We start from the raw sequence: 22,018 nt of genomic DNA on the forward strand, positions 1-22,018 counted from the left end.
ATCTCAATGCTCAGGGGATCAATCTGGGGATAGGCAGCCATGCGCTGGCTGCCAATGTGGTGCGGATTGTAGCGTTTCAGGCCGCTGACGTCAGATTTGTGACGCCTTTGCGGCATCCACTCAGCTCGCCGATGCTTTCTGCCAGGTGTCCAGGAACGCCAGGAAGTGCGGATGGCCTTCCTGTTTCAGGTAATCCTGTAGCAGCGTCAGCTCCTGATCATAGCCAGTCGCATCCAGCTCACCGCGCATCAGCTGAAAACGCAGGTAGACCAGCCAGGTATTAAGCACATCGGTTTCGCAGTAGTCCCGAATCCCCTTGAGATCGCCGTCCTGGAAAGCATCAAAGACCTTGCCGCCGCTCATGCCCATCTTGCCGGGAAAGCCCAGCAGCGTGGCGATCTGGTCCAGCGGCGCATTGGCGCGACCGTTATACATGGCCAGCACGTCCATCAGGTCCAGGTGACGCTGATGGTAACGGCTCAGGTAGTTGTTCCATTTGAAGCTGGTGTCTTCGTTGCCGGTTTCCCAATAACGGTGAGCGGCAACGCCATGCTTGAGCGCGCGATAGTGCAGTACTGGCAGGTCGAAACCGCCGCCGTTCCAGCTCACCAGGTTGGGTGTAAAACGGTCTATGCCATCGTAGAAGCGCTCGATCAGCTCCTTCTCCGTGCTGTTCTCATCGCCCAGGGACCACACCTTCACACCTTGCGCAGAGCGCAATACCACGGAAATGGCCACGATACGGTGCAGGTGCAGGCGCAGGAATTCGGTGCCATTTTCCTGTCGACGCAGGTTGAGCAAGGCACTGGCAGTGTCCTTGTCGCTCAGGCCGTCCAGATCATAGATACGGCGCCCGCCGTCCAGGTCTGGAATGGTTTCGATGTCGAATACCAGTACGTTCATCCCTGAGACTCTCCTTGTTGAGCTTGCTGAAACACACCGGTAGACAGATAGCGGTCGCCCCGGTCGCAGATAATCGCCACGATCACGGCATTTTCCAGCTCTTCGCTCAACCGTAGCGCCCCAGCCACCGCCCCGCCGGACGACACGCCGCAGCTGATGCCTTCCTCACGGGCCAACCTGCGCATGGTGCGCTCGGCCAGGTCCTGATCCATGTCCATGACACGGTCGACTCGGGAATCATCGTAGATGGAGGGCAGGTATGCCTTCGGCCAGCGGCGAATGCCGGGAATGGAGGCGCCGTCGGTGGGTTGCAGGCCAACAATCTGCACTGCCGGATTCTGCTCCTTCAGATACATGCTGCACCCCATTATGGTACCGGTGGTGCCCATGGAGCTGACGAAATGGGTAATGCCGCCATCCGTATCGCGCCAGATTTCCGGGCCAGTACTTTCATAATGGGCCAGCGGATTATCCGGGTTGGCGAACTGATCCAGCACTGTGCCCTCCCCACGAGCTTGCATGGCCTGGGCCAGGTCGCGGGCACCTTCCATGCCCTCTTCCTTGCTCACAGAAATCAGCTCGGCGCCATAAGCGGCCATGGCATCACGGCGCTCCTGACTCTGGTTCGCGGGCATGATCAGCTTCATGCGGTAACCGCGCATGGCAGCGGCCATGGCCAGCGCGATACCCGTGTTGCCACTAGTGGCTTCAATCAGGGTATCACCGGGCTGTATCTGCCCGCGCTGTTCGGCCTTGAGGATCATGTTCAATGCCGGGCGATCTTTTACCGAGCCGGCCGGGTTATTGCCCTCCAGCTTGACCAGAATGATATTGCTGGTCGCGCCAGGCATACGCTGCAGACGCACAAGAGGGGTATTGCCCACGGTCTGTTCAATGGTTTTATGATTCATGGCGCGTATTGTACCTAAAAAGCCGCTTCATGCTGCACGCTTCACGCAACAACACGGTTGCGTGCGACGTGCTGCATGTTGCTATCCTTCAGGCATAATGGGCAAAAATAACAGCAATCGGGGATTCATGGTCAACCAAAGCCTTCGCTCACGCCTGATGTTCATGGCCGCCCTGCCCGCCCTGCTGGCGGCGCTGGTGATTGGTGGCTATTCCATGGTCAACCGGATCGTGGATGTCCGTGATACCAATGCCCAGCGTCAGCAACTGGTCACCGATAGCTATGCCGCGCAATTGGAAACCCTGCCTCACAACAGCCAACGCAAACAGCAAACGTTGTTACGCCAATTGCTGGAGGAGCAGGACGTCCGGGCCGCCTCCCTGGTATTCAACGATGGCCGCCCCTCCCTGCATGCGGGGCCACGGCTACGCCCCGCCCCTGACGGCGCGACACCCGATGCACAGGGGCGGGTCACCACCGATACCAGCTGGCAGCTGGATCGGGATCTCAGCGGGGTGCTGCCCGCCCAGCTCACCGTGGAGTTTTCCCAGCAGGGGCAATATCTGTCCACGCTGGAAAATCTGCTCACCCTGTTTCTGGTGATGCTGGCACTGATCATGATCGCCATGGTTCCCGCCCTGCGCTTTTCCCGCCAGCTGACTCAGCCCATCAGCGACATGGTCAGTGCGGTGCAACGTATCCGCGATGGCGATCTCAGCATGGCCATTCACACCCAGGCCAAAGGTGAGTTATCAGAACTGGAAACCGCCCTGCGGCAGATGGTCGCGGCACTGGCCGACGCCCAAACCGAGCTACAGCAAAACGTGGATCAGGCCACTCAGGATCTACGTGAGACTCTGGAAACCATCGAAATCCAGAACATCGAACTGGACATGGCGCGCAAGGAAGCCCTGAAAGCCAGCCATATCAAATCCGAGTTCCTGGCCAACATGAGCCACGAGATCCGCACCCCGCTCAACGGCATTCTCGGCTTCACCAAATTGTTGGACCGCTCGCCCATGACCCCGCGGCAGGAAGATTACCTCTCCACCATTCACAAGAGCGCCGAATCCCTGCTGGCGATCATCAATGACGTACTCGATTTCTCCAAAATCGAGGCTGGCAAACTGTCCCTCGACCACACCCCTCTGAACCTTCATGACCTGATCGAAGACGTGCAGACCTTGCTCGCCCCCATGGCGCAGGAGCGGGGCCTGGAGCAGGCCGCCATTATCTACTCAGACGTCCCGGTCGCCTTGCTGGGCGATCCGCTGCGCATTCGCCAGGTCCTGACCAATCTGGTCAGCAATGCCATCAAGTTTACCGACCAGGGCTCCGTGGTAGTGCGTGCCATGCTGGAGGAAGACCGGGGTGCAGAAGCAATCATCAAGATTACCGTCACCGATACCGGCCCCGGCTTGAATCCGGAAGCCCAGAAAGACCTGTTCAGCGCTTTTACCCAGGCCGATCAGAGCGCCCGCCGGCAGGAAGGTGGAACCGGGCTGGGGCTGGCTATCAGCAAGCGCCTGGTAGAAGGCATGGGCGGCGAAATTGGTATCGACAGCAGTGAGGGCCGTGGCTCCACCTTCTGGTTCACTCTGCGCACCGAGCGGGATCCAAAACAGCCCCCCCAGCAGCCACCCCATGCGCTGGTAGGCTGCACCGCCACCTTGATCGAAAGTGATGAATACGGCCGGCTGGGCCTGTACCACATGCTCAGCCACTTGCAGCTTCGCATCCATGAACAGCACAACCTCAACGATCTCATGGCGACGCTGGATCAAGGTGCGCTGTCCCACAGTGATTTTCTGGTAGTCGGCCTGCCCAGCCAGGCACCGGGCATCGACCTGCAACAACTTCTGGATGACCTGGCTGCCCTTGGCACCCCGATTCTTGTGCTGTGCAATAACCCGGAAAGTGTTTCCCACTGGCTGGAGGACTACCCGCACTGCCAGGTTCAGGGAAAACCCGCCACCCGCCAGCGCCTGCATAGCGCTCTGCTCGCATTAAGCGGTAAGGATACCGCCGCACCCCGCCAACAACTGGCCGCACGACCGTTTACCCAACCGGTTTCCGTACTGCTTGTGGATGATCACCCGGGTAACCTGAAACTGGCCCGGGTCTTCCTGGAGGAACTCGGGGTCACGGTCACCGCCTGTGATGGTGGTCAAAGCGCCCTTGATGCCTTCCGCGAACAATCATTCGATCTGGTCTTCATGGACATCCAGATGCCCGGCATGGATGGTAAGGAAACCACCCAGCGGATGCGCGACAGCGAACCGGATGGCACCCATACACCGATTGTCGCGCTGACTGCCCACGCCCTGGAAAGCGAACGCCGGGAACTGCTGGATCGCGGGTTGGACGACTACCTGAGCAAACCCATCACCGAAGGGCAACTACGTCATACGCTGGACAAGTGGGTGCTGCAAAGCACCGCGGATGATCTGCCGCAAGCCCCTGACAGTAACGCCAACAGCGATCAGGTCTTCGATCCCGAATTGGCCCGCCGTCGTGCCGGGGGGCGGGATCATCTTGCCGACGAAATGCTGAAAATGCTGTTAGAAAGTCTGGAAACGGATCGGCCCGCTATCTCAGCCGCATTCGACCGGAACGATAACGATGACTTGCTGGAACGTGTACACAAGCTCCACGGCGCCACCCGCTACTGCGGCACGCCCCGCCTGGAACAGAGTGCTCGACAGCTGGAAGAAGCCCTGAAGACCGGCAGCGACCGCGCCGGCCTGGGGCCACGCGTCTCTGCCCTGTGTGATGAAATCTGCGCGCTGGAGCAGCTCTGGCAAGATCGGAGTGACACCATGACGCTGGGCCAGACTGACCGCCCCACGCAGTAAAAGTCGCCTAGATTTGGTCGAGCAAGGCCCGCATGCTGCGAACAGCTTCATCCAGACCGGTGATCGCAGCCCGGGCAATAATGCTGTGGCCAATATTCAGCTCGTTGATGCCCGGGATTTCCGCAATCGGCAAAGTATTGTGGTAATGCAGCCCATGGCCAGCATTGACCACCAACCCCTGCTCCAGTGCCAACGCCACGCCAGCACGAATGCGCGCCAACTCCTTCTGCTGTTCGTCCACCGTGTCTGCGTCGGCGTATCCACCGGTATGAATTTCGATTGCCGGAGCGCCACATTCACGGGCAGCCACAATCTGCGCTTTATCCGCATCAATAAACAGCGACACTTCGATGCCCGCTTGCCCTAGCCGCTGACAGCACTGAGCAATCCAAGCCTTGTTGCCCGCCACATCCAGGCCACCTTCGGTGGTCAGCTCCTCACGTTTTTCCGGTACCAGGCAGCAATGCGGTGGTTTAATTCGACAGGCAATGCCTACCATCTCTTCAGTGGCTGCCATTTCCAGATTCATGCGGGTTTGCAGCGTCTGCGCCAGCAGTTCCACATCCCGGTCATTGATATGCCGACGGTCTTCGCGCAGGTGCACGGTAATGCCATCCGCACCGGCCTGCTCCGCGACCAGCGCGGCCTGTACCGGCTCGGGGTAGCGGGTGCCACGGGCCTGGCGAAGAGTGGCGATATGATCAATGTTGACGCCCAGAAGGACGCGGGAAGAATTCGACATGTTCAAAACCCGGTTGAAAGTTCAAAGTTCAAAGTTGAAAACCCCGACCAACAGGAACCAACAGCGCCGTGTTTCGCTGCCGCAGGCAATTCCCCGGTATGGCAATGCCGTATCTGTCAGCCTGCCTCGCGCTTTCAACTTTGAACTTTAAACTTGTAACTCATTTCTCCCGAAACAGCTCCCGGCTTTTCAATGGCCGGTTGCCCAGATGCGGCGCCAATAAATGTCGACATAGACTCAATGCTGCCCTGCGCGAAGCGGGATGCCAATCACCCTGGGCAATGGCCAGCAAGTCTGCGCCAGCATAACCGGCCCCGGTTTCTGTCTTCGCCAAACCTTGCTCAGGATTTAACTGGTATAACGCCTCGGGATCCAGCCCGTGCCCATTAACATCCTGATCCAGAGCAATGCCGTAACCGATTTGCTCCAGCACCGCCAATTCGAATTGCCGCAGCGTGATGTCGAACGGTGTCGACGTCTGCAAGTCGGACAGAGCCTGTTCGTATAAAGGCCAAACCGACGGATTCGGATCGTCCCGGTGCAGCAGTCGCGTCAGTAGTTCGTTCAGGTAAAACCCGCAGTACAACGCCTTGCCGGTCAGCATAAGGCGATTGCCGCGCGGCTCGCACGCGCGCAGGGAATACATCTCGCCGGAGGGCTTTAACTCTACCCACAGGGGCGTAAACGGTGCCAGCAACGGGTCTTTGCGGCCACCGCGCACCACCGCACCAATGCGGCCTAGCGCGGGAAGAAACAGGTCTACCGTCAGGCTGGTATTACGAAAAGGCCGCCGGTGAATCAGCCAGGCGGCTTGCAGTGACGTCTCAGCGCGGCTCATCGTAGCCGAGCGAGCGCAGCGCACGGGCGTCATCGGACCACCCCGCCTTGATCTTCACCCACAGGTTGAGCATCACCTTGCGCTCGATCAGGCGTTCAATATCTTCACGGGCCTGAATGCCGATCTGCTTGATGCGCTCGCCCTTGTCACCAATAAGGATTTTTTTCTGGCCGCGGCGCTCCACCAGAATGGCGGCGGAAATTTCGGTGACGCGGGGGCCATCTTCCCACATCTCCACTTCCACACTCACCTGATGGGGTACTTCCTGCCCGAGCTGACGAACCACTTTTTCGCGAATGATTTCCGCTACCATAAAACGCAAGCTGCGGTCAGTAAGCTGATCTTCCTCGTACCAGAACTCACCTTCCGGCAAACGCTGAACCAGTGCTTTTTCAAGCTCCACCAGGTTTTGTTCGCGCAATGCAGAGACTGGAATCACCGCATCGAAGGGGTAACGTTCACTCAAAGTCTGGATATGCGGCAACAAGGCTGCCTTGTCATCCACGTTATCGACCTTGTTAATGATCAACAGTACCGGCACCTGATCCTTTTCCGGCAACAGGGACAGCACGTGCTCGTCCGCCGGCGTCCACTTCATGGCATCCACCATCATGCAGATCACGTCCACACCGAACAGGGTGGACACTGCGGCTTCATTCATGGCGCGGTTCAGCGCCTTTTCCTGACCGGTATGAATACCCGGCGTATCGGCAAAAATAATCTGATAGTTGTCCCGGCTGAGAATTCCGTGGATGCGGTGACGGGTGGTCTGCGGCTTGCGTGAAGTAATGCTGACTTTCTGGCCGATCAAGTGGTTCATCAACGTGGATTTGCCCACGTTGGGACGCCCGACGATGGACACCATGCCGCAACGGGTCGCGTGGGAGTCATCGGGTTGGGACGTTGGGATATCAGTCATACTGTTGCTCCAGCCATTCAAGCGCCAGGCTTGCGGCCTCCTGCTCGGCCTTGCGGCGGCTCGCGCCCTGGGCGATAAATATCTGCTGCACCTGATCCAGTGAGCACTGCACATCGAAGGTCTGTTTCGGGGCCAGCCCTTCCACTTGGGTCACTTCATAGGTCGGCAATTCAAATTTGCGCGCCTGCAGCCATTCCTGCAAACGGGTTTTGGCATCTTTCTGGGCACTTTGCGGGGAAATGGCGTCAAGGCGTGGCGCAAACCAGCAAAGCACAACCTCACGGCAACGGGACTCACCACCATCCAGCAACATGGCACCAATAATCGACTCCAGCGCATCCGCAAGAATGGAATCACGGCGGAAGCCGCCGCTTTTCAACTCACCGCCACCCAGCACCAGGTATTCCCCCAGGCCCAGCTCCCGGGCTACCAGAGCCAGCGTTTGGCCACGCACCAAAGACGCCCGCATTCGGGTCAACTGACCTTCGGCTGCTTCCGGGAACTGTTCAAACAGGGCAACGGAAATAATTTGCCCGAGCTGGGCATCACCGAGAAACTCCAGGCGTTCGTAATTACGGTGGCGGCTGACACTACGGTGTGTCAGCGCCAACTCGAGAAGGGAAATATCCTGGAACTGATAGCCCAGGCGGGCCATCAGCCGGTTAAGGTCACCGTTCACTGGCGAACGTCTTTCTTGAACTCGTCTTTGAAGGTCATCACGATGCTCACGTTGTAGAACATCGGTTCGCGCACTTCATAGTCTGTGGACACGGTCAGCACGCCGGCTTCCTTGGCGATAGCCAGGTCATCGACACGAATTACATCGACCTGGTTAATGGTGAAACGCTTGTCTATCCCTGCGCGAATTTCACTTGGGGACATGAGTGCTGTTTTGCTGTCCTGCAGCACGGAGCGGATGGTTGTCGAAATCGTGTTGTGCTCCATATAGGCCGGAACCATACGGAATGCTGCCGTCCCCAGAATAGCCACAACGATCAGCACGACTGCCCAGCTGATCAGTGACATCCCACGTTGCCGTGAGGGCGTTGTTGTCATCATTTTAGTTTGCCTCCACCTTATCAATGGCGCCATTACGAGAAAAACTGGGCAGAGAGAAAACCGGTTTCCAGTGCATCCAGATCATGAACGCTTCCCCCACGACCAGCCCCTCAGGGACTATACCCCAGAATCGGCTATCGTTACTGTTATCACGGTTGTCGCCCATCACAAAGTAGGCATCTTCCGGCACCGTCCATTCCCCCTGGGTGCGTGCCTGCGGCACCTGACGCCCGGTATAGGGGTTGGTTTTGCCTTCCTGCCAAATCAGGTGAGTCGCGTCACCCAACTGCTCAACATATTGCTTGCGCCACACACCCGGGCCAGCCCATTCATTCACCAGATCCCGGTCAACGATTTCCCCGTTAACCGTCAGAACGTTATCCTTCACCTGAACCGTGTCACCGGGCAACCCCACCACACGCTTGATGAAGTTCTGCTTCCGGTTTTCCGGGTACTTGAACACCATCACATCACCGCGTTCAGGCTCACCGGTTGCAATGATTTTGGTATTGGTTACGGGTAAACGCAGGCCATAGGCAAACTTGTTTACCAGAATAAAGTCATTCACCTTCAGCGTTGGCAGCATGGAGCCGGAGGGAATGGTAAACGGTTCAACAATAAATGAACGAATCACCAGCACCACGAAGAACACTGAAATCAGCGAGTTGGAGGTTTCCACTACACTGGCCACCGGGCCGCCCTTGCTCTTCAATTTCAGAGCCTTGTCGATCAGCCAGACGACAACGGTAATCGCCAGCGCCAGGGTCAACCAGAAACCGATATCAATATCCAACAGAAATCTCCATTAAAAGACGCAACAAGCTGCACGCCCCACGCATCACATCAAAAGCAAAAACACCTAATGTGAAAAGTTAAGTGCCAGAACTCCAGATCCAATAAAAGCCCGAAAGGCAGAACCGCAGATTCTCGCGTGTTGCGTGATGCGTGCGGCCTGCTGCGGCTCTTTAATCATCCACCTTCAGCACGGCCAGGAAGGCCTCCTGGGGGATTTCCACATTCCCCACCTGCTTCATGCGCTTCTTGCCTTCTTTCTGCTTCTGCAGCAGTTTTTTCTTACGCGATACGTCACCGCCATAACATTTCGCGGTCACGTTCTTGCGCAGGGCCTTTACGGTCTGGCGGGCAATAATCTTGCTGCCAATGGCCGCCTGAATGGCCACATCAAACATCTGGCGCGGCACCAGCTCTTTCATTTTTTCACACAGGGCACGGCCCCGGTAGGCAGACTGATCCAGGTGGCAGATCATCGCCAGCGCATCCACCTTATCGCCATTGATCAGCACATCGACGCGCACCAGCTTGGTGGCTTCGAATCGCTCGAAGGCATAATCCATGGAAGCAAAGCCCCGGCTCACTGACTTGATACGATCGAAGAAATCCAGCACCACTTCCGCCATGGGAATATCGTAGGTCAGGGCAACCTGTTTACCCAGATACTGCATATTGATCTGCGAACCACGCCGCTCCACGCAAAGAGTGATCACATTACCCACATATTCCTGCGGCACCAGGATATTGACCCGCGCAATCGGCTCACGGAACTCTTCGATCTTACCGCCTTCCGGCAGTTTGGACGGGTTATCCACGTGCAGGATGTCGCCGGACACCAGCGCCAGCTCATACACCACCGTGGGCGCCGTAGTGATCAGATCCAGGTCGTATTCACGCTCCAGCCGTTCCTGGATGATTTCCATGTGCAACATACCCAGGAAACCCACCCTGAAACCAAAACCCAACGCGTCTGACGTCTCCGGCTCATAGAACAGGGAGGCATCATTCAGCGTCAGCTTGGCCAGCGCATCACGGAAATCTTCATAATCATCGGCACTCACCGGGAACATGCCCGCGTACACCTGAGGCTTGACGTTCTTGAAGCCCGGCAAAGCTGGCACATTGGGGGTTTTCGCCAGGGTCAGGGTGTCACCCACCGGCGCCCCATGAATATCCTTGATGCTGCCGCTCACCCAGCCCACTTCGCCGGCTTCCAGCAATTTGGTCTCGGTGCGTTTGGGAGTAAAGATGCCAAGGCTGTCGACCACGTGGGTCTGCCCGGTGGATTTCACCAGAATCTTGTCACCTTTTTTCAGGCAGCCTTCTTTCACCCGCACCAGCGAGATCACACCCATGTAGTTGTCGAACCAGGAATCGATGATCAGGGCCTGCAGATCTGATTCGCGCTCACCTTCCGGGGAGGGGATACGCTCGACCAACTGTTCCAGCAGATCATCCACACCTACGCCGGTCTTCGCCGACACCCGGCAGGCATCATGAGCATCCAGACCAATAATTTCCTCGATCTCGTTGATCACCATTTCCGGCTCGGCCTGGGGCAGGTCGATCTTGTTCAGGACCGGCAGCACTTCCAGGTCCTGTTCGATGGCGGTGTAGCAATTAGCCACGGACTGGGCTTCCACACCCTGGGCAGCGTCCACCACCAGCAGCGCCCCTTCACAGGCCGACAGGGAGCGGGAGACCTCGTAGGAGAAATCCACGTGCCCCGGCGTATCAATAAAATTCAACTGGTAGGTTTCGCCATCACGGGCCTTGTAGTACAAGGTCACACTTTGGGCCTTGATGGTAATGCCCCTTTCCCGCTCAAGCTCCATGGAATCCAGCACCTGAGACTTCAGCTCACGGTCACTAAGGCCGCCGCAAACCTGGATAAAGCGGTCTGCCAACGTGGATTTGCCATGGTCGATATGGGCAATGATGGAAAAGTTGCGAATATTCTTGATGTCAGTCATAAGGCCTGTTGAACAAAAAGTCGTTGCCGCACCGATGCTTCCCACCCCCTGGTCACACCAAGGATCAGAAAGAACCGTCCTGCTGCCCAACCCTGCGCCGGACAACACACCGTGATACTCAAAACGACAAACAATGGGCCGCGATTCTAGCGGATATCGGGGGGGAGTTGCACGGCGCACCGTCCGGTGCGCCGAAAAACCCTGTGTCAGGCCCTGAAAAAGGGGTTATGGCAGCTTCAGTGCCAGAAAACGGGGGGTGCCATCACGGTTGACCAGTGCCGCCACCGTGCCCTCTTCCGGCAAGGCCGCCGCCGCATCGGCCAGATCCGCCGCGCTGTTGATCGGGGTATTGTGCAGGGTCACCAAAATATCCCCCGCCTGAATACCCGCCTGCCGGGCCGGGCCATCACTCACCTGGGTCACCACCACACCGGCCTTGAGGTCCAAACGGCTCAATTCCGACGCTGATGCTTCCCGCACGGCCAGTCCCAGTTTCACCGCGGGTGAAGCCTTATCGGATTCCGCCCCGCCCTTGAGAGCCATTTCCGGGTTATCCGGTAGCAGGCCGATGGTCACCGACAAGGTCTTTTTCTCGCCATCGCGGATCACCACCATGTCCACATCCGACTCGGGCTTCACCAGGCCAACCCAGCGCGGCAGCTCCGAGGAGCGGTAGATGGTTTCATCGTTGAAACGGGTAATCACGTCGCCCGGCTCCACCCCGGCTGCCTCGGCCGGAGAGCCCGCCAGCACCTGGGAAACCAGCGCACCGCGGGGCGAATCCAGGTCAAAGGACTCGGCCAGATCCCGGTCGACCTCCTGAATCAGCACTCCCAGCCAGCCTCGACTGACTTTACCGCCATCCTTGAGCTGACTGACCACATCCATGGCCATGTCCATGGGAATGGCAAAGCTCACTCCCATATAACCGCCAGAACGACTGAAAATCTGTGAGTTGATCCCAACCACTTCACCGCTCAGGTTGAACAACGGCCCGCCGCTGTTACCCGGGTTGATCGCCACATCGGTCTGAATAAAGGGTACATAGCTATCGCTGGGCAGGCTGCGCCCTTTGGCGCTGACGATACCGGCCGTCACGCTGCTGTCGAAGCCGAACGGGGCGCCAATGGCCAATACCCATTCGCCGACTTTCAAATCCGCAGAGGAACCGATATCCACCACCGGCAAGTCACCGGCATCCACTTTCAACAGGGCCAGATCGCTCTGCTCATCGGCACCGACCAATTCAGCGGGCAATTCCCGGCGATCCTGCAAACGCACCATGATTTCATCGGCTTCCGCCACCACATGGTTGTTGGTCAACACATAGCCATCGGCAGAAATGATGAAGCCTGAACCCAATGAGCGGGTGTCGTCCTGCTCCGGCAACGACGGCATATCGCCTTCACCGCCAAACTGTTCAAAGAAGTGCTGAAAGAACTCCGGCAACTGCTTGAGCTGATCCGCAGCGGAAGATTCATCCCGGTGTGTAACGGTGCTGATGTTCACCACCGCCGGGCCTTCCTTCTCCACCAGACGGGTAAAATCAGGCAGCCCGGTTACCAGGGGCTCACCGCGCTGGGCAGAGGGTTCAGAAGAAGGGTCGGAGCATGCCGCCAGTACGGCACTCAGCATTACAAGCCACACTGCTGCGAAACGATATCCTCGTCGCATTGAAGTCTCCTTTTGTCAGGCCTTTTTCACGGCCTTTTATTGCGATGCAGGCTTAATCACCACCGCCTGACAACTATCGTCCCCGGATGGCATCAGACGAGGCTGGTAAGCCAGAGTATGCCCCGCACGGCGGCTCATGACACGATTGACCGCGAAACCGAGAAACAGCCCCGCCATACCCAGCAAGGCAGACGTATCAACGGTTTCGACGGGAAGCACCGAGCCAAGCAAGGCACCGATAAACAACAACACCAGCGGCAACCCATATACCCACAAGGCACCACGCATCAGCGCGCCTTCGGGTAAGGCTAAATTAACGGTATCGCCAACCTGGTGAGAATCTTGAGAAGGGACGCGCAGGCGGGCACGCTGCCCGGACTGCTGTTCATTGATAAGGTGATGCCCGCAACCGGCTTTCGCCTTGCAGGCACCACAGGTGGACGCACGCACAGTTTCTACCCAGATAGCCCCGGGCTCTACCGCCACGACGACTCCCTGCTCCTGCAACATCAGGGTTGGCTGTCTCGCACGCTGATGCCTTCAATCACGCGCTCTGCGGTATTTTGCGGCACCTCGCCCACCAGCGTTACCAGGTACGCACCACTGGGGGCCGTGAGTCTGCGGCTAACGGCGACCGTAGGGCCTACACGGCTCACGCCTTCCTCCACGGTGCTGTCACCCACCGCTTCCACAAACACGGTAAAGGCCGCCAGACCGTCACTGTAGCCTTGTGCTGCCACCGGCTCGCGGTCGGAACCGCCCTGACGCCAGTCTTTATCCACGGAGGTAAACCCCGCCGGCATCCACTTCGCATCCACCGACAACTGGTGAGACGGGTGAGAATCCGCCAGTTGTTTAAGATCGCTTTCTTTCACGGTTTCCGGGATGGCGAAATCCTGCTCGGTGAGCGGCGGCGCCAGCGTCAGGGTGACAAACTCCACCCGCTCCAGCGCCACACCACTGCCATCAACCACTTCCGATTTCAGCAGCAGATTACTGTCGTTATCCAGCCACAGGCGGTAACCGTAACGGTGATTATCCAAGGGCGCCACACGCATACGCGTGGCCGCACGGCCGGCAACGCGACCATCACCATCCACCAGAATGTTGTACTGCTCCGGCACATCACTGGCGATCCGATCGCCCAGCGCCAAGGGGCCACCCTTCTCACGGTTAATGCGAGTCAGGGTGCCGTTCGGGTGCAGACACACCACCTCGTCGCCCCGGCGCAGCACCTCCACCAGGCGACCATCCAGATGGGTCAGCCGCTGGAACTCACGGCCACCGATCACCGCATGGCTCACTTCCATGGTGCTGACTTCGGCACCAAACTGATAAAGGAAACGGCCAGTGTAATCGAGGGATCGATTGGCCTGTGCCATGGACTGGAGCTGATCCTGCGCCGGCGAGGGGTTCGCCAGCGCCACTTCAGACAGCGCCACCATTGGCGAGCAGAGGGTCAGAGAGAAGGCAAGAGCTCGAAGCATCATCCGTTAGCGGGCCCCGTGACGGGCATCCATGCTGACCAGGCGAGCAAAGGGCATCATGCCCTGGCCGCTATGGCGCGCTGCGAAATCGCTATGACGCAACAGCATGTTGTTCACACGGGGCTGGGAGACCGGCACCGCAGTAGCGGGGGTCGCCGTCACATTGCTGGTCTTGAACGCCTGGGATACCAGGGAGGTTTCACCAAACGGACGGCTGATGCGGTTATCCGGCGCCGCAGCGGCCAGAGCCGGGGCCGCCGAACCATTCACCGCCTGACTGCCTTCCCAGGTCTGCCAGCCAACCACCGTGGCCGCCGCCACAGAAGCGGCCACAGCCAGACGTGCCATGCCACCCAGCCATGCTGGACGACGCGCCGGTACCGCTTCGTCCGCCAACGCAGCAGACAGGCTGGCATTAAAACCCGCGGGCACTGCCATGGACGCCTGACCATGCATAACATCACTGGCCAGCTGCCAACGTGCCAGCGTATCCAGCTCGCTATCATCGATATCACGCATTACCCGGCGGGTTTCCAGCTCGCTGGTTTCACCGTCGAGGAACGCGGACAACGTTTCCAAATCCCTGTTCATACTCTCACCCTTTATCGCCGCGCTGTGAGCCCAATAGCGGGCGGACAGCTGTGTCAATTGCTTCCCTGGCCCGGAAAATCCGGGACCGAACTGTGCCCACCGGGCATTCCATGACGACCGCAATGTCTTCGTAGCTAAGGCCCTCGAATTCACGCAGGGTCACCGCAGTCTTCAACTCCTGAGGCAGCTCGTTGATCGCTGCATGGATCACCGCCTCCAGTTCCTCTGACAACACAAGCGACTCCGGGGTTCCAATCTCGTGCAGCATTTCTGCACCGGCGTACTGTTCGGCTTCAGCAGCATCCAGATCAGACCCCGGCGGCCGACGGCTGGCAGACACCAGATGATTCTTGGCAGTATTGACCGCAATACGGTAAAGCCAGGTATAAAAGGCGCTGTCTCCACGGAATCGGGGCAGCGCGCGCCAGGCTTTGATAAAGGCTTCCTGGGCAACATCCTGGACCTCGTCCTGGTCACGCACATAACGGCTGATCAACGCAAAAAGGCGCTGTTGATACTTGTGCACCAACACCTCAAAGGCACGCTGATCGCCGGTTTTGGCTTTCTTGACCAACTCTTCGTCTGACACCGATCCCCCGGATCTATCGCGAAACGCGTGAAGTAACCATGGCCGCATGACGACCCGCTAAAGCGCGCCATTGTAGCAGTTGCCGACGCGGCGGCTACACCATGAGCGCGATTTCGCCACCTTTTCACATTGCTTGAACATTTGTTTGGCAATGCAGTGGCGTATTTATAGGACACAATCGGACAGGCGGGAGCCCTGATGGTTCCAGCAGCACTGAAAATCAGACGCATTCTCAAGGTAACACAGGGACAATCAGCCCCTCACAGGCGATAACGCCCCTGTGAGGAACCGTCGAAGGTCAGGGCCTGACTAGAAAATTGAGCAACCGCTACCGCCGAATTTCTTTTTCACCTGGGCCATACAGCCACGCATCAGCAAACCGAACGGGTCGCCTGGCAGCGTTTCGCAGACTTTCTTGGCCGCATAGGCCTTGGAACATTCCGTGGCGGTGGCTTCCAGGGTATTGCCTGCCACCGGTTGTGCGCCGGCCTGCCCGCCCGGCGCGGCCGCCGTCATCAAGCCAGGCGCCGCCTCCCCTGGTATCGTCTTCGGCTCACTGGTCTCGATCATCGCAGCCACCACGTCGGCAGGTACCCCCTCTTTGGTCAACCAACTGGATTCTTCAGGCGTAAACAGGGCATAGGGCTGGCCCGCGGCCTTGATACTGGCTGCCATAGCCGGTGCAGAACGCTTGCGGTAGGTCTGCTTGAGCACATCCATCACTCGCAAATCCGCGGGGCCGACAAACAGCAGCCGCTCATTGCCCTGAATGTTATCGGCAAATTCCGGGTGCTTGTCGACAATAGCGGCGTAGGCCTTGAGGCGTTCGTTGCGTTTCTGCCCCGCCAGCACCTCAGCCAGACGGTCAGAGACCAAAGGTCGGTAGAATTTCAGCTGCGGGTTATCCAGCGCAGCGGCCAGCTTGTCCGTATCCGTTGACTTCTTGAGTGAGTTGTAAAGGGGCTCTTCCGCAACAATATTGCGTGTCAGCTTTTCCTCGTGGGAAAAAAATGAGGCATACCAAGCCGCATCTGTAATTGTCTGCGTACCACGCAACTTGCCGAGGGGGATCCAGCTCATATAAACAGTGCCGCGATACTGCGCATTCGCGCTGTAGACCAACTCGCCTTCTGAACGCATTTCAATCGTCGTATCGAAATGCTCCGGAGCCACCATAGGCACGATACAAAGGCTGAAGACACAGCCAAACGTTGTGACCAGCACGGTAGCAACCCGTCCTACGCCCGCCCTCGGTCTGTGCCGCGTCACGGTAATATCCAGTGGCGGCATATCACCATCATGCAACCAATAATCCGCTACCAACCCCATTTCGTCATTAGCGCTGCTGCTCGGATCTGAATTTAACGATTTCTGGAATCTTTCACTGGCCCATGAATATGCGTTATAGGAAGCCTTGCCTTTGCTGTACGGAATAATCGGGTTGTTCGGATTGGTGTTGAAAAGATCAATCGTATCCTGCGTGATTGGCGTGCCCTGCTCGGTGTAGTAATTCGCGGTCATACAACCGCTCAACAGGCAAACACTGATAACGCTGACTGCCAGCCCTTTTAGTACCCTTCTCATAGTGTTCCCCGATACTGAGTGTCCGTACGCCACTTCCCCCAATGAAAGCAGCGCTATCCCAAGTCACAGGAAAATAACAACGCTGTCACAAAACCGCATCCCCCATTTGGGGGATGCGTGAGGATTGGTCATTTAGCCAGGAGCGGATTCACCGCTATACTGGCCAGCGCTGATGCCATCCCACAGGACCCGCCACAACAGGACTATCCATGGCCACCTACCGACACGATGTACTCATTATCGGCTCCGGCGCCGCAGGCCTGACTGCCGCACTACGCCTGCCGGATGAGTGTCAGGTTGCCCTGCTCTCCAAAGGGGAGCTCACCAGCGCCAGCACTTACTACGCTCAGGGCGGCGTAGCAGCGGTGCTGGACCAGGAAGATTCACTGGAAAGCCACGTGGCCGATACCCATGTGGCCGGCGCCGGCCTTTGCCACGACGATGCGGTGCGTTTTACCGTGGAGAATGGTCCGGATGCGATTCGCTGGCTGATTGATCTGGGCGTGGACTTCACCCGTTTTGACAGCGGCGATGGCAGCAAACTGCCCTACCACCTGACCCGCGAAGGCGGCCACAGCCACCGGCGCATCATTCATGCCGCTGACGCCACCGGCAAAGCCATTTCCGGCACCCTTATCGAACAGGTCTGCCGGAAGAACAACGTGACCCGTTTTGAACACCGGGTGGCCGTGGACCTGATCGTGCAGGAACACGACAGCCTCAACGGGGAACAAGGCAAAGAAAAACGCTGTTGCGGCGCCTACGTACACAATATTCAAACCGGGGAAACCGACGTTATCCTGGCTCGCTCCGTGGTACTGGCCACCGGCGGCGCCTCCAAGGTGTACCTGTATACCTCCAACCCGGATGTGGCCACCGGCGATGGCATCGCCATGGCCTGGCGAGCCGGTTGCCGGGTGGCGAACATGGAATTCATGCAGTTCCACCCCACTTGCCTCTACCACCCCAAGGCGAAAAGCTTCCTGATCACCGAAGCCATTCGCGGCGAAGGCGGGCACCTGCTGCTACCCAATGGCGAACGTTTCATGAACCGCTTTGATGAACGCGGCGAACTGGCCCCCCGAGATGTGGTAGCACGCGCCATTGACCATGAAATGAAGCGGCTGGGGGCAGATTGTTTGTACCTGGACATCAGCCACAAGCCAGCAGACTTCATCATCGAGCACTTCCCCACCGTGTACGCCAAGTGCCTGCAGCTGGGGCTGGATATCACCCGCGATCCGATCCCCGTGGTGCCTGCCGCCCACTACACCTGTGGCGGCGTAATGATCAACGAACACGGACAAACCGATGTGCCCGGCCTCTACGCCATCGGCGAAACCAGCTTCACCGGCCTGCACGGCGCCAACCGCATGGCCAGCAACTCCCTGCTGGAGTGCTTTGTCTATGGCAAAGCCGCCGCCGACCATATCGGCGCACACCTGCACAACCTCCCCACGCCCCGGGACGACAATGAATGGGACGATTCTCAGGTCACCGACTCCGACGAAGACGTGGTGATCAGCCACAACTGGGACGAGCTGCGCCGCTTCATGTGGGATTACGTGGGCATTGTGAGAACAGAAAAACGCCTGGAGCGAGCCTTGCACCGGGCCGAACTGCTGAAGAGCGAAATCGCCGAGTATTACAGCAACTACCACATCAGCAACGACCTGCTGGAGCTACGTAACCTGGTCGTCATCGCCGAACTTATCATCCGCTCCGCCATGCAACGCAAGGAAAGCCGCGGCCTGCATTTCATGCGTGATTTTCCCGGTGTGAATGAAGAAACCAGGGACACGATCCTGACGCCGGACACAATGAATAGTTAATAGTTAAAAATTAATAACGTCGCGAATGGAATGCCCCTTTCTGTTCTGAAAGGCAAGAGACCGCGCCCAGGAGCTGGGCGCGGTCTCTATGCGTTGAAATCTACATACGCTGCTCGCGCAACTATTAATCAGTCATTATTAGCTATTAATTGCTCTTCCTGTTGGTCCATAGCCACTGATAAAACGGCTGCAACTCTGCCACCGGCGCCTGATCCGCAAACACATGCAGCCAGCCCTTTGGCGTTTGCATGGCCAGCCAGGGGCCATGGCGAATGACCCTCAGGGGCTGCTCCATCACTTGGGTATGCTCCCCCATTACCGTCAACGTCTGCGCGTGCAATTCCAGCGCCTCCGGCTGTGGCAGGCGCCAGCCCAACAGCATCACCGGCAATACACCAAACAACACCAGCATGGCCCAGCCAGGCAAGGACGACAGCATAATGGCCGGCCACACCACCAACATCGCCAGCCAGCGCAGGCGCGCCGGATAGCGGGAAGCGCCGAGCTTAACCTTTCTTCGTGGAGACCAGGCCGAGGACATGACGTACATACTCGTTTAACAACGGGTCCGCAGGCTCGCTGCGATAGGTAAACCACTCGAACATGTCGGCGTCTTCACAGGCAAGCAAGGTGGCGAACTGGGCCTGGCGCTCGGCCGGCTCCGCGTCAAAATGGTCATCCAGATAGCCGTACAGCACTACCTCCACTTCGGAGGCGCCCCGGCGACACTGCCAGCGATATTTGCGTTTCAGGTCTTCATTACTCATTTCTGCACTATCCTGATCAGAAACTCCGGCGTCTTGCGCCAATTACCAGCCATGGCTTTCAGGCTGTGCGCGCATTATCTATCATGCCTGATGATTTCTCGACTCTTCGGCGTCACACGCCAAGACACACATGCCCAAACGACAGGAGCACCATGAGCTGGTCCCAGTTTATCGCCGCCCAACCCCTCGCAGACCATGCCGAGGCAAGCACCGCACCGGCATTAAGCCATTGCGATCACCTGGCCGTCATCCGCGCTCACGGCGAGGAAGCGGGCCATTACCTGCAAGGGCAGCTTTCCTGTGATCTCCATGAAGTGGACAACGGAGGCCACCTCACCGGCATGCACCTGAGTCTGAAAGGCCGTGGGCTGGTGAGCGTACGCATCGTGCGAGACGGGGACGACTATCTGATGCTCTGCCCCACCGGGCAAAGCGAGGCGGTGATCAAGTCACTGATGAAGTACCGTCTACGCGCCAAGGTGGAATTTCAGGTCGACGAGCAAGCGGTACTAATGGGACTGAGCGGCGCCTTGCCTGCCACCTCACCCGAACCCGGCCAGAGCGGACGTAACGGACAGGGCCTCTGGTTGCGCTACCCCAACACGGATCACGCCCTGCTGATCACTGACACCGAACAGGCCGAATCCGTCTGGACCGTGCTTGCCCAGGATCGTGCCGCCACCAATGCCAACGGCTGGCGGCAAGCCGACATCGACGCGGGCGAAGGCATGGTCTATCCCGGCGCAGAAGACCTGTTTCTACCCCAGGTGCTTAATTACGACGTCACCGCCGGAGTGAATTTCAAGAAAGGCTGCTACACCGGCCAGGAAGTCGTCGCGCGCATGCACTTCAAGGGTAAACTCAAGCAGCGCATGCAGCGCATTGACTACACCGCCGAGGTGGAGCTGGCACCCGGCGAGACTCTTCGCAACAGCGACGGCAAGGCTGCCGGTGAAGTAGTCAGCAGCGCCCGCAATCATGCCGGGCACAGCGCACTGGTGGTACTGCGCCGCGACACCGACGGCGTACTGTTCAAGGACGAGCAACCGCTAAACAGCCGGCTTGGCGCCCTACCCTATACATTGCCCTGGAAGGACTGAGCCCCACGGAGTCCGCGCCCGTAGGTCGAATTCACCCAAGGGCACAGAGAGCCTGAAAGGCGTAATCCGACACAGGGGTGGGCTCGATTGCCAGGTCGGCTGTCGGATTACGCCTTCGGCTAATTCGACCTACCCCAACCGCCCCCAGCTTTTCTACACAGAAAAGGCGCCGAAGCGCCTTTTTACTGTGTCTTTCTGGCCCTACCCAGCCTTACCCAAATCCGCCAGCGGATGCTTCGGCGCCGGGCAGCGGAAGAACCCGTCGATGTAGTCTTTCGGCACCGACGCCACATCACGGTGGCGGAAACCAGGCTTGCCGTCCTTGTCGATCAACAAGGCCCGCACCCCTTCGCGGAAGTCACCGTGCAGGGAACATTGCACAGCCAGGCACCACTCCATGCGGAACACTTCGGCCAGATCGTAATAGGTCGAGCGATCCAGCTGCTCCCACACCAGGTGGGCGGTTTGCGGGCAACCGCGCTCCAGGTTGCCCAGTGCCTTGTCCAGCCAGCGATCACGCTCTTTCACATTCAGCAGCTGCTCGGTAACCACCGCAATGCTTTCGCCATCACACAGACGGTTGATCAACGGCAAATGGTCGATCAACGGATGTGGAAGATCGCTCATGTCCGCCGCCTGCTGCTTGAACAAGCGGTAGATCACCGCGCGGTTTTCGGCTTCATCATCCGCAAAATCCTGCTCGGCCAGCGCATCCAGCAGGCTGTCGGCATCGGCGTCCACCATGCGATCCGCCATGCCGATTTCTACGGCTTCGCGACCGTTGATGTGCACCCCGGTGAGGCCAAGGAACAACCCGACCCGACCAGGCAGACGATTCAGGAACCAGCTGCCGCCCACATCCGGGAACAGGCCAATGGTGATTTCCGGCATAGCCATGCGCGAGCGCGGCGTCACCAGACGGAAATCGGCACCCTGCAACAAGCCCATACCGCCGCCCATGACAATGCCGTCACCAAAGACAATCACCGGAATGGCGCTGGTGTGCAGTCGATAATCCAGCACATATTCCGCTGCGAAATACTCTTCGGTAAACGGATTACGCCCTTCGCCCGCGTGTTTCACCATGGACTTGTGCATCTGCACGATATCACCGCCCGCACAGAGCGCCTTGCCACCCGCACCATCCAGCCAGATCGCCACCACATCAGAACGTTGCTCCCAGGCATCCAGCTTCTCGCTCAGCAACTGGATCATCTCCAGGCTTAGCGCGTTCAGGGATTTGGGGGCATTCAGGGTGGCGCGGGCAATCACACGGCCGCAGCGGGTTTCGATTTCGGAAAACAGCACGCAGTCAGACACAACAACTCCATAAAGCAGTGAATAGTTAATAATTAACAGTTAATCATTTGCGCGGGGCACACCACCAATTCAGCAACGTCTGA

At 58.3% G+C, this 22,018-nt stretch carries 21 protein-coding genes; 3 read left to right on the top strand and 18 right to left on the bottom strand.

Translation table 11 applies throughout. The annotated features are described in order from the left end of the window. Nucleotides 1–120: 120 nt before the first annotated feature. On the bottom strand, nucleotides 121–903 hold the full coding sequence (locus tag CL546_RS03220; protein ID WP_290492994.1) for a 3'-5' exonuclease: 783 nt from the start codon (nucleotides 901–903) through the stop codon (nucleotides 121–123). Then, the gene (gene cysM, locus CL546_RS03225) at nucleotides 900–1,814 is read right to left on the bottom strand and encodes a cysteine synthase CysM (RefSeq protein WP_290492995.1); all 915 of its coding nucleotides are present in this window, start codon (nucleotides 1,812–1,814) and stop codon (nucleotides 900–902) included. The genes CL546_RS03220 and cysM overlap by 4 nt, the downstream gene beginning before the upstream one ends. Before the next feature lie 127 nt (nucleotides 1,815–1,941). Here cysM and CL546_RS03230 point away from each other — a divergent pair, with 127 nt between their 5' ends. Then, complete coding sequence (locus tag CL546_RS03230) at nucleotides 1,942–4,668, top strand: response regulator (RefSeq protein WP_290492996.1); 2,727 nt, start codon at nucleotides 1,942–1,944, stop codon at nucleotides 4,666–4,668. 7 nt (nucleotides 4,669–4,675) lie between these two features. Here CL546_RS03230 and pdxJ read toward each other — a convergent pair whose 3' ends face one another. The 13 genes from pdxJ to CL546_RS03295 form a co-directional block, all read right to left on the bottom strand. Next, nucleotides 4,676–5,410, bottom strand: coding sequence for a pyridoxine 5'-phosphate synthase (pdxJ, locus tag CL546_RS03235; protein ID WP_290492997.1), 735 nt, complete (start codon nucleotides 5,408–5,410; stop codon nucleotides 4,676–4,678). A 160-nt stretch (nucleotides 5,411–5,570) separates the two neighbouring features. Beyond that, nucleotides 5,571–6,248 carry a DNA repair protein RecO gene (recO, locus tag CL546_RS03240; RefSeq protein WP_290492998.1) on the bottom strand — a complete coding sequence of 226 codons (678 nt, stop codon included), beginning with the start codon at nucleotides 6,246–6,248 and terminating at the stop codon, nucleotides 5,571–5,573. Beyond that, nucleotides 6,235–7,167, bottom strand: a complete 933-nt coding sequence (gene era / locus CL546_RS03245; RefSeq protein ID WP_290492999.1) for a GTPase Era — start codon at nucleotides 7,165–7,167, stop codon at nucleotides 6,235–6,237. Before era ends, recO begins: the two co-directional genes overlap by 14 nt. Next, entirely contained in the window at nucleotides 7,160–7,846 is a 687-nt protein-coding gene (gene rnc / locus CL546_RS03250; protein WP_007150385.1) for a ribonuclease III, read from the bottom strand. Before rnc ends, era begins: the two co-directional genes overlap by 8 nt. After that, the gene (locus tag CL546_RS03255) at nucleotides 7,843–8,193 is read right to left on the bottom strand and encodes a DUF4845 domain-containing protein (protein ID WP_290493000.1); all 351 of its coding nucleotides are present in this window, start codon (nucleotides 8,191–8,193) and stop codon (nucleotides 7,843–7,845) included. Before CL546_RS03255 ends, rnc begins: the two co-directional genes overlap by 4 nt. Before the next feature lie 34 nt (nucleotides 8,194–8,227). Further along, the gene (lepB, locus tag CL546_RS03260; protein WP_290493001.1) at nucleotides 8,228–9,019 is read right to left on the bottom strand and encodes a signal peptidase I; all 792 of its coding nucleotides are present in this window, start codon (nucleotides 9,017–9,019) and stop codon (nucleotides 8,228–8,230) included. Between the two features lie 172 nt (nucleotides 9,020–9,191). After that, nucleotides 9,192–10,991 (bottom strand): translation elongation factor 4, encoded by a 1,800-nt coding sequence (gene lepA, locus CL546_RS03265; RefSeq protein WP_290493002.1) that lies wholly within the window; start codon nucleotides 10,989–10,991, stop codon nucleotides 9,192–9,194. A gap of 225 nt (nucleotides 10,992–11,216) precedes the next feature. Then, complete coding sequence (locus CL546_RS03270; protein WP_290493003.1) at nucleotides 11,217–12,665, bottom strand: DegQ family serine endoprotease; 1,449 nt, start codon at nucleotides 12,663–12,665, stop codon at nucleotides 11,217–11,219. A gap of 36 nt (nucleotides 12,666–12,701) precedes the next feature. After that, entirely contained in the window at nucleotides 12,702–13,151 is a 450-nt protein-coding gene (locus CL546_RS03275) for a SoxR reducing system RseC family protein (RefSeq protein ID WP_290493004.1), read from the bottom strand. Between the two features lie 23 nt (nucleotides 13,152–13,174). Next, complete coding sequence (locus CL546_RS03280; protein ID WP_290493005.1) at nucleotides 13,175–14,155, bottom strand: MucB/RseB C-terminal domain-containing protein; 981 nt, start codon at nucleotides 14,153–14,155, stop codon at nucleotides 13,175–13,177. A gap of 3 nt (nucleotides 14,156–14,158) precedes the next feature. Next, nucleotides 14,159–14,743, bottom strand: coding sequence for a sigma-E factor negative regulatory protein (locus CL546_RS03285; protein ID WP_007150750.1), 585 nt, complete (start codon nucleotides 14,741–14,743; stop codon nucleotides 14,159–14,161). Between the two features lie 4 nt (nucleotides 14,744–14,747). Continuing rightward, nucleotides 14,748–15,332, bottom strand: coding sequence for an RNA polymerase sigma factor RpoE (rpoE, locus tag CL546_RS03290; protein WP_007150383.1), 585 nt, complete (start codon nucleotides 15,330–15,332; stop codon nucleotides 14,748–14,750). Between the two features lie 309 nt (nucleotides 15,333–15,641). Continuing rightward, on the bottom strand, nucleotides 15,642–16,853 hold the full coding sequence (locus CL546_RS03295) for a hypothetical protein (protein ID WP_290493006.1): 1,212 nt from the start codon (nucleotides 16,851–16,853) through the stop codon (nucleotides 15,642–15,644). 272 nt (nucleotides 16,854–17,125) lie between these two features. On the opposite strand from CL546_RS03295, the gene nadB reads away from it, so the two are divergent. Continuing rightward, entirely contained in the window at nucleotides 17,126–18,748 is a 1,623-nt protein-coding gene (gene nadB / locus CL546_RS03300) for an L-aspartate oxidase (protein WP_290493007.1), read from the top strand. Between the two features lie 145 nt (nucleotides 18,749–18,893). Here nadB and CL546_RS03305 read toward each other — a convergent pair whose 3' ends face one another. Next, nucleotides 18,894–19,289, bottom strand: a complete 396-nt coding sequence (locus CL546_RS03305; RefSeq protein WP_290493008.1) for a hypothetical protein — start codon at nucleotides 19,287–19,289, stop codon at nucleotides 18,894–18,896. Then, the gene (locus CL546_RS03310; protein WP_007148457.1) at nucleotides 19,255–19,515 is read right to left on the bottom strand and encodes an FAD assembly factor SdhE; all 261 of its coding nucleotides are present in this window, start codon (nucleotides 19,513–19,515) and stop codon (nucleotides 19,255–19,257) included. The genes CL546_RS03305 and CL546_RS03310 overlap by 35 nt, the downstream gene beginning before the upstream one ends. Before the next feature lie 152 nt (nucleotides 19,516–19,667). Between CL546_RS03310 and ygfZ the strand changes: the two genes are divergently transcribed. Next, on the top strand, nucleotides 19,668–20,615 hold the full coding sequence (gene ygfZ, locus CL546_RS03315; RefSeq protein ID WP_290493009.1) for a CAF17-like 4Fe-4S cluster assembly/insertion protein YgfZ: 948 nt from the start codon (nucleotides 19,668–19,670) through the stop codon (nucleotides 20,613–20,615). Between the two features lie 201 nt (nucleotides 20,616–20,816). Here the strand turns inward: ygfZ and CL546_RS03320 are convergent, their stop codons facing one another. Further along, the gene (locus CL546_RS03320) at nucleotides 20,817–21,935 is read right to left on the bottom strand and encodes an enoyl-CoA hydratase/isomerase family protein (protein WP_290493010.1); all 1,119 of its coding nucleotides are present in this window, start codon (nucleotides 21,933–21,935) and stop codon (nucleotides 20,817–20,819) included. Nucleotides 21,936–22,018 lie beyond the last annotated feature (83 nt).

The sequence above is a fragment of the Alcanivorax sp. genome, assembly GCF_002726155.1.
Lineage (GTDB): Bacteria > Pseudomonadota > Gammaproteobacteria > Pseudomonadales > Alcanivoracaceae > Alcanivorax.

Coding starts and splice junctions, on each gene's coding strand:
- CL546_RS03220 (WP_290492994.1), bottom strand. CDS start 903: ATGAACGTACTGGTATTCGACATCGAAACCATTCCAGACCTGGACGGC.
- cysM (WP_290492995.1), bottom strand. CDS start 1,814: ATGAATCATAAAACCATTGAACAGACCGTGGGCAATACCCCTCTTGTG.
- CL546_RS03230 (WP_290492996.1), top strand. CDS start 1,942: ATGGTCAACCAAAGCCTTCGCTCACGCCTGATGTTCATGGCCGCCCTG.
- pdxJ (WP_290492997.1), bottom strand. CDS start 5,410: ATGTCGAATTCTTCCCGCGTCCTTCTGGGCGTCAACATTGATCATATC.
- recO (WP_290492998.1), bottom strand. CDS start 6,248: ATGAGCCGCGCTGAGACGTCACTGCAAGCCGCCTGGCTGATTCACCGG.
- era (WP_290492999.1), bottom strand. CDS start 7,167: ATGACTGATATCCCAACGTCCCAACCCGATGACTCCCACGCGACCCGT.
- CL546_RS03255 (WP_290493000.1), bottom strand. CDS start 8,193: ATGTCACTGATCAGCTGGGCAGTCGTGCTGATCGTTGTGGCTATTCTG.
- lepA (WP_290493002.1), bottom strand. CDS start 10,991: ATGACTGACATCAAGAATATTCGCAACTTTTCCATCATTGCCCATATC.
- CL546_RS03270 (WP_290493003.1), bottom strand. CDS start 12,665: ATGCGACGAGGATATCGTTTCGCAGCAGTGTGGCTTGTAATGCTGAGT.
- CL546_RS03280 (WP_290493005.1), bottom strand. CDS start 14,155: ATGATGCTTCGAGCTCTTGCCTTCTCTCTGACCCTCTGCTCGCCAATG.
- CL546_RS03285 (WP_007150750.1), bottom strand. CDS start 14,743: ATGAACAGGGATTTGGAAACGTTGTCCGCGTTCCTCGACGGTGAAACC.
- CL546_RS03295 (WP_290493006.1), bottom strand. CDS start 16,853: ATGACCGCGAATTACTACACCGAGCAGGGCACGCCAATCACGCAGGAT.
- nadB (WP_290493007.1), top strand. CDS start 17,126: ATGGCCACCTACCGACACGATGTACTCATTATCGGCTCCGGCGCCGCA.
- CL546_RS03305 (WP_290493008.1), bottom strand. CDS start 19,289: ATGTCCTCGGCCTGGTCTCCACGAAGAAAGGTTAAGCTCGGCGCTTCC.
- CL546_RS03310 (WP_007148457.1), bottom strand. CDS start 19,515: ATGAGTAATGAAGACCTGAAACGCAAATATCGCTGGCAGTGTCGCCGG.
- ygfZ (WP_290493009.1), top strand. CDS start 19,668: ATGAGCTGGTCCCAGTTTATCGCCGCCCAACCCCTCGCAGACCATGCC.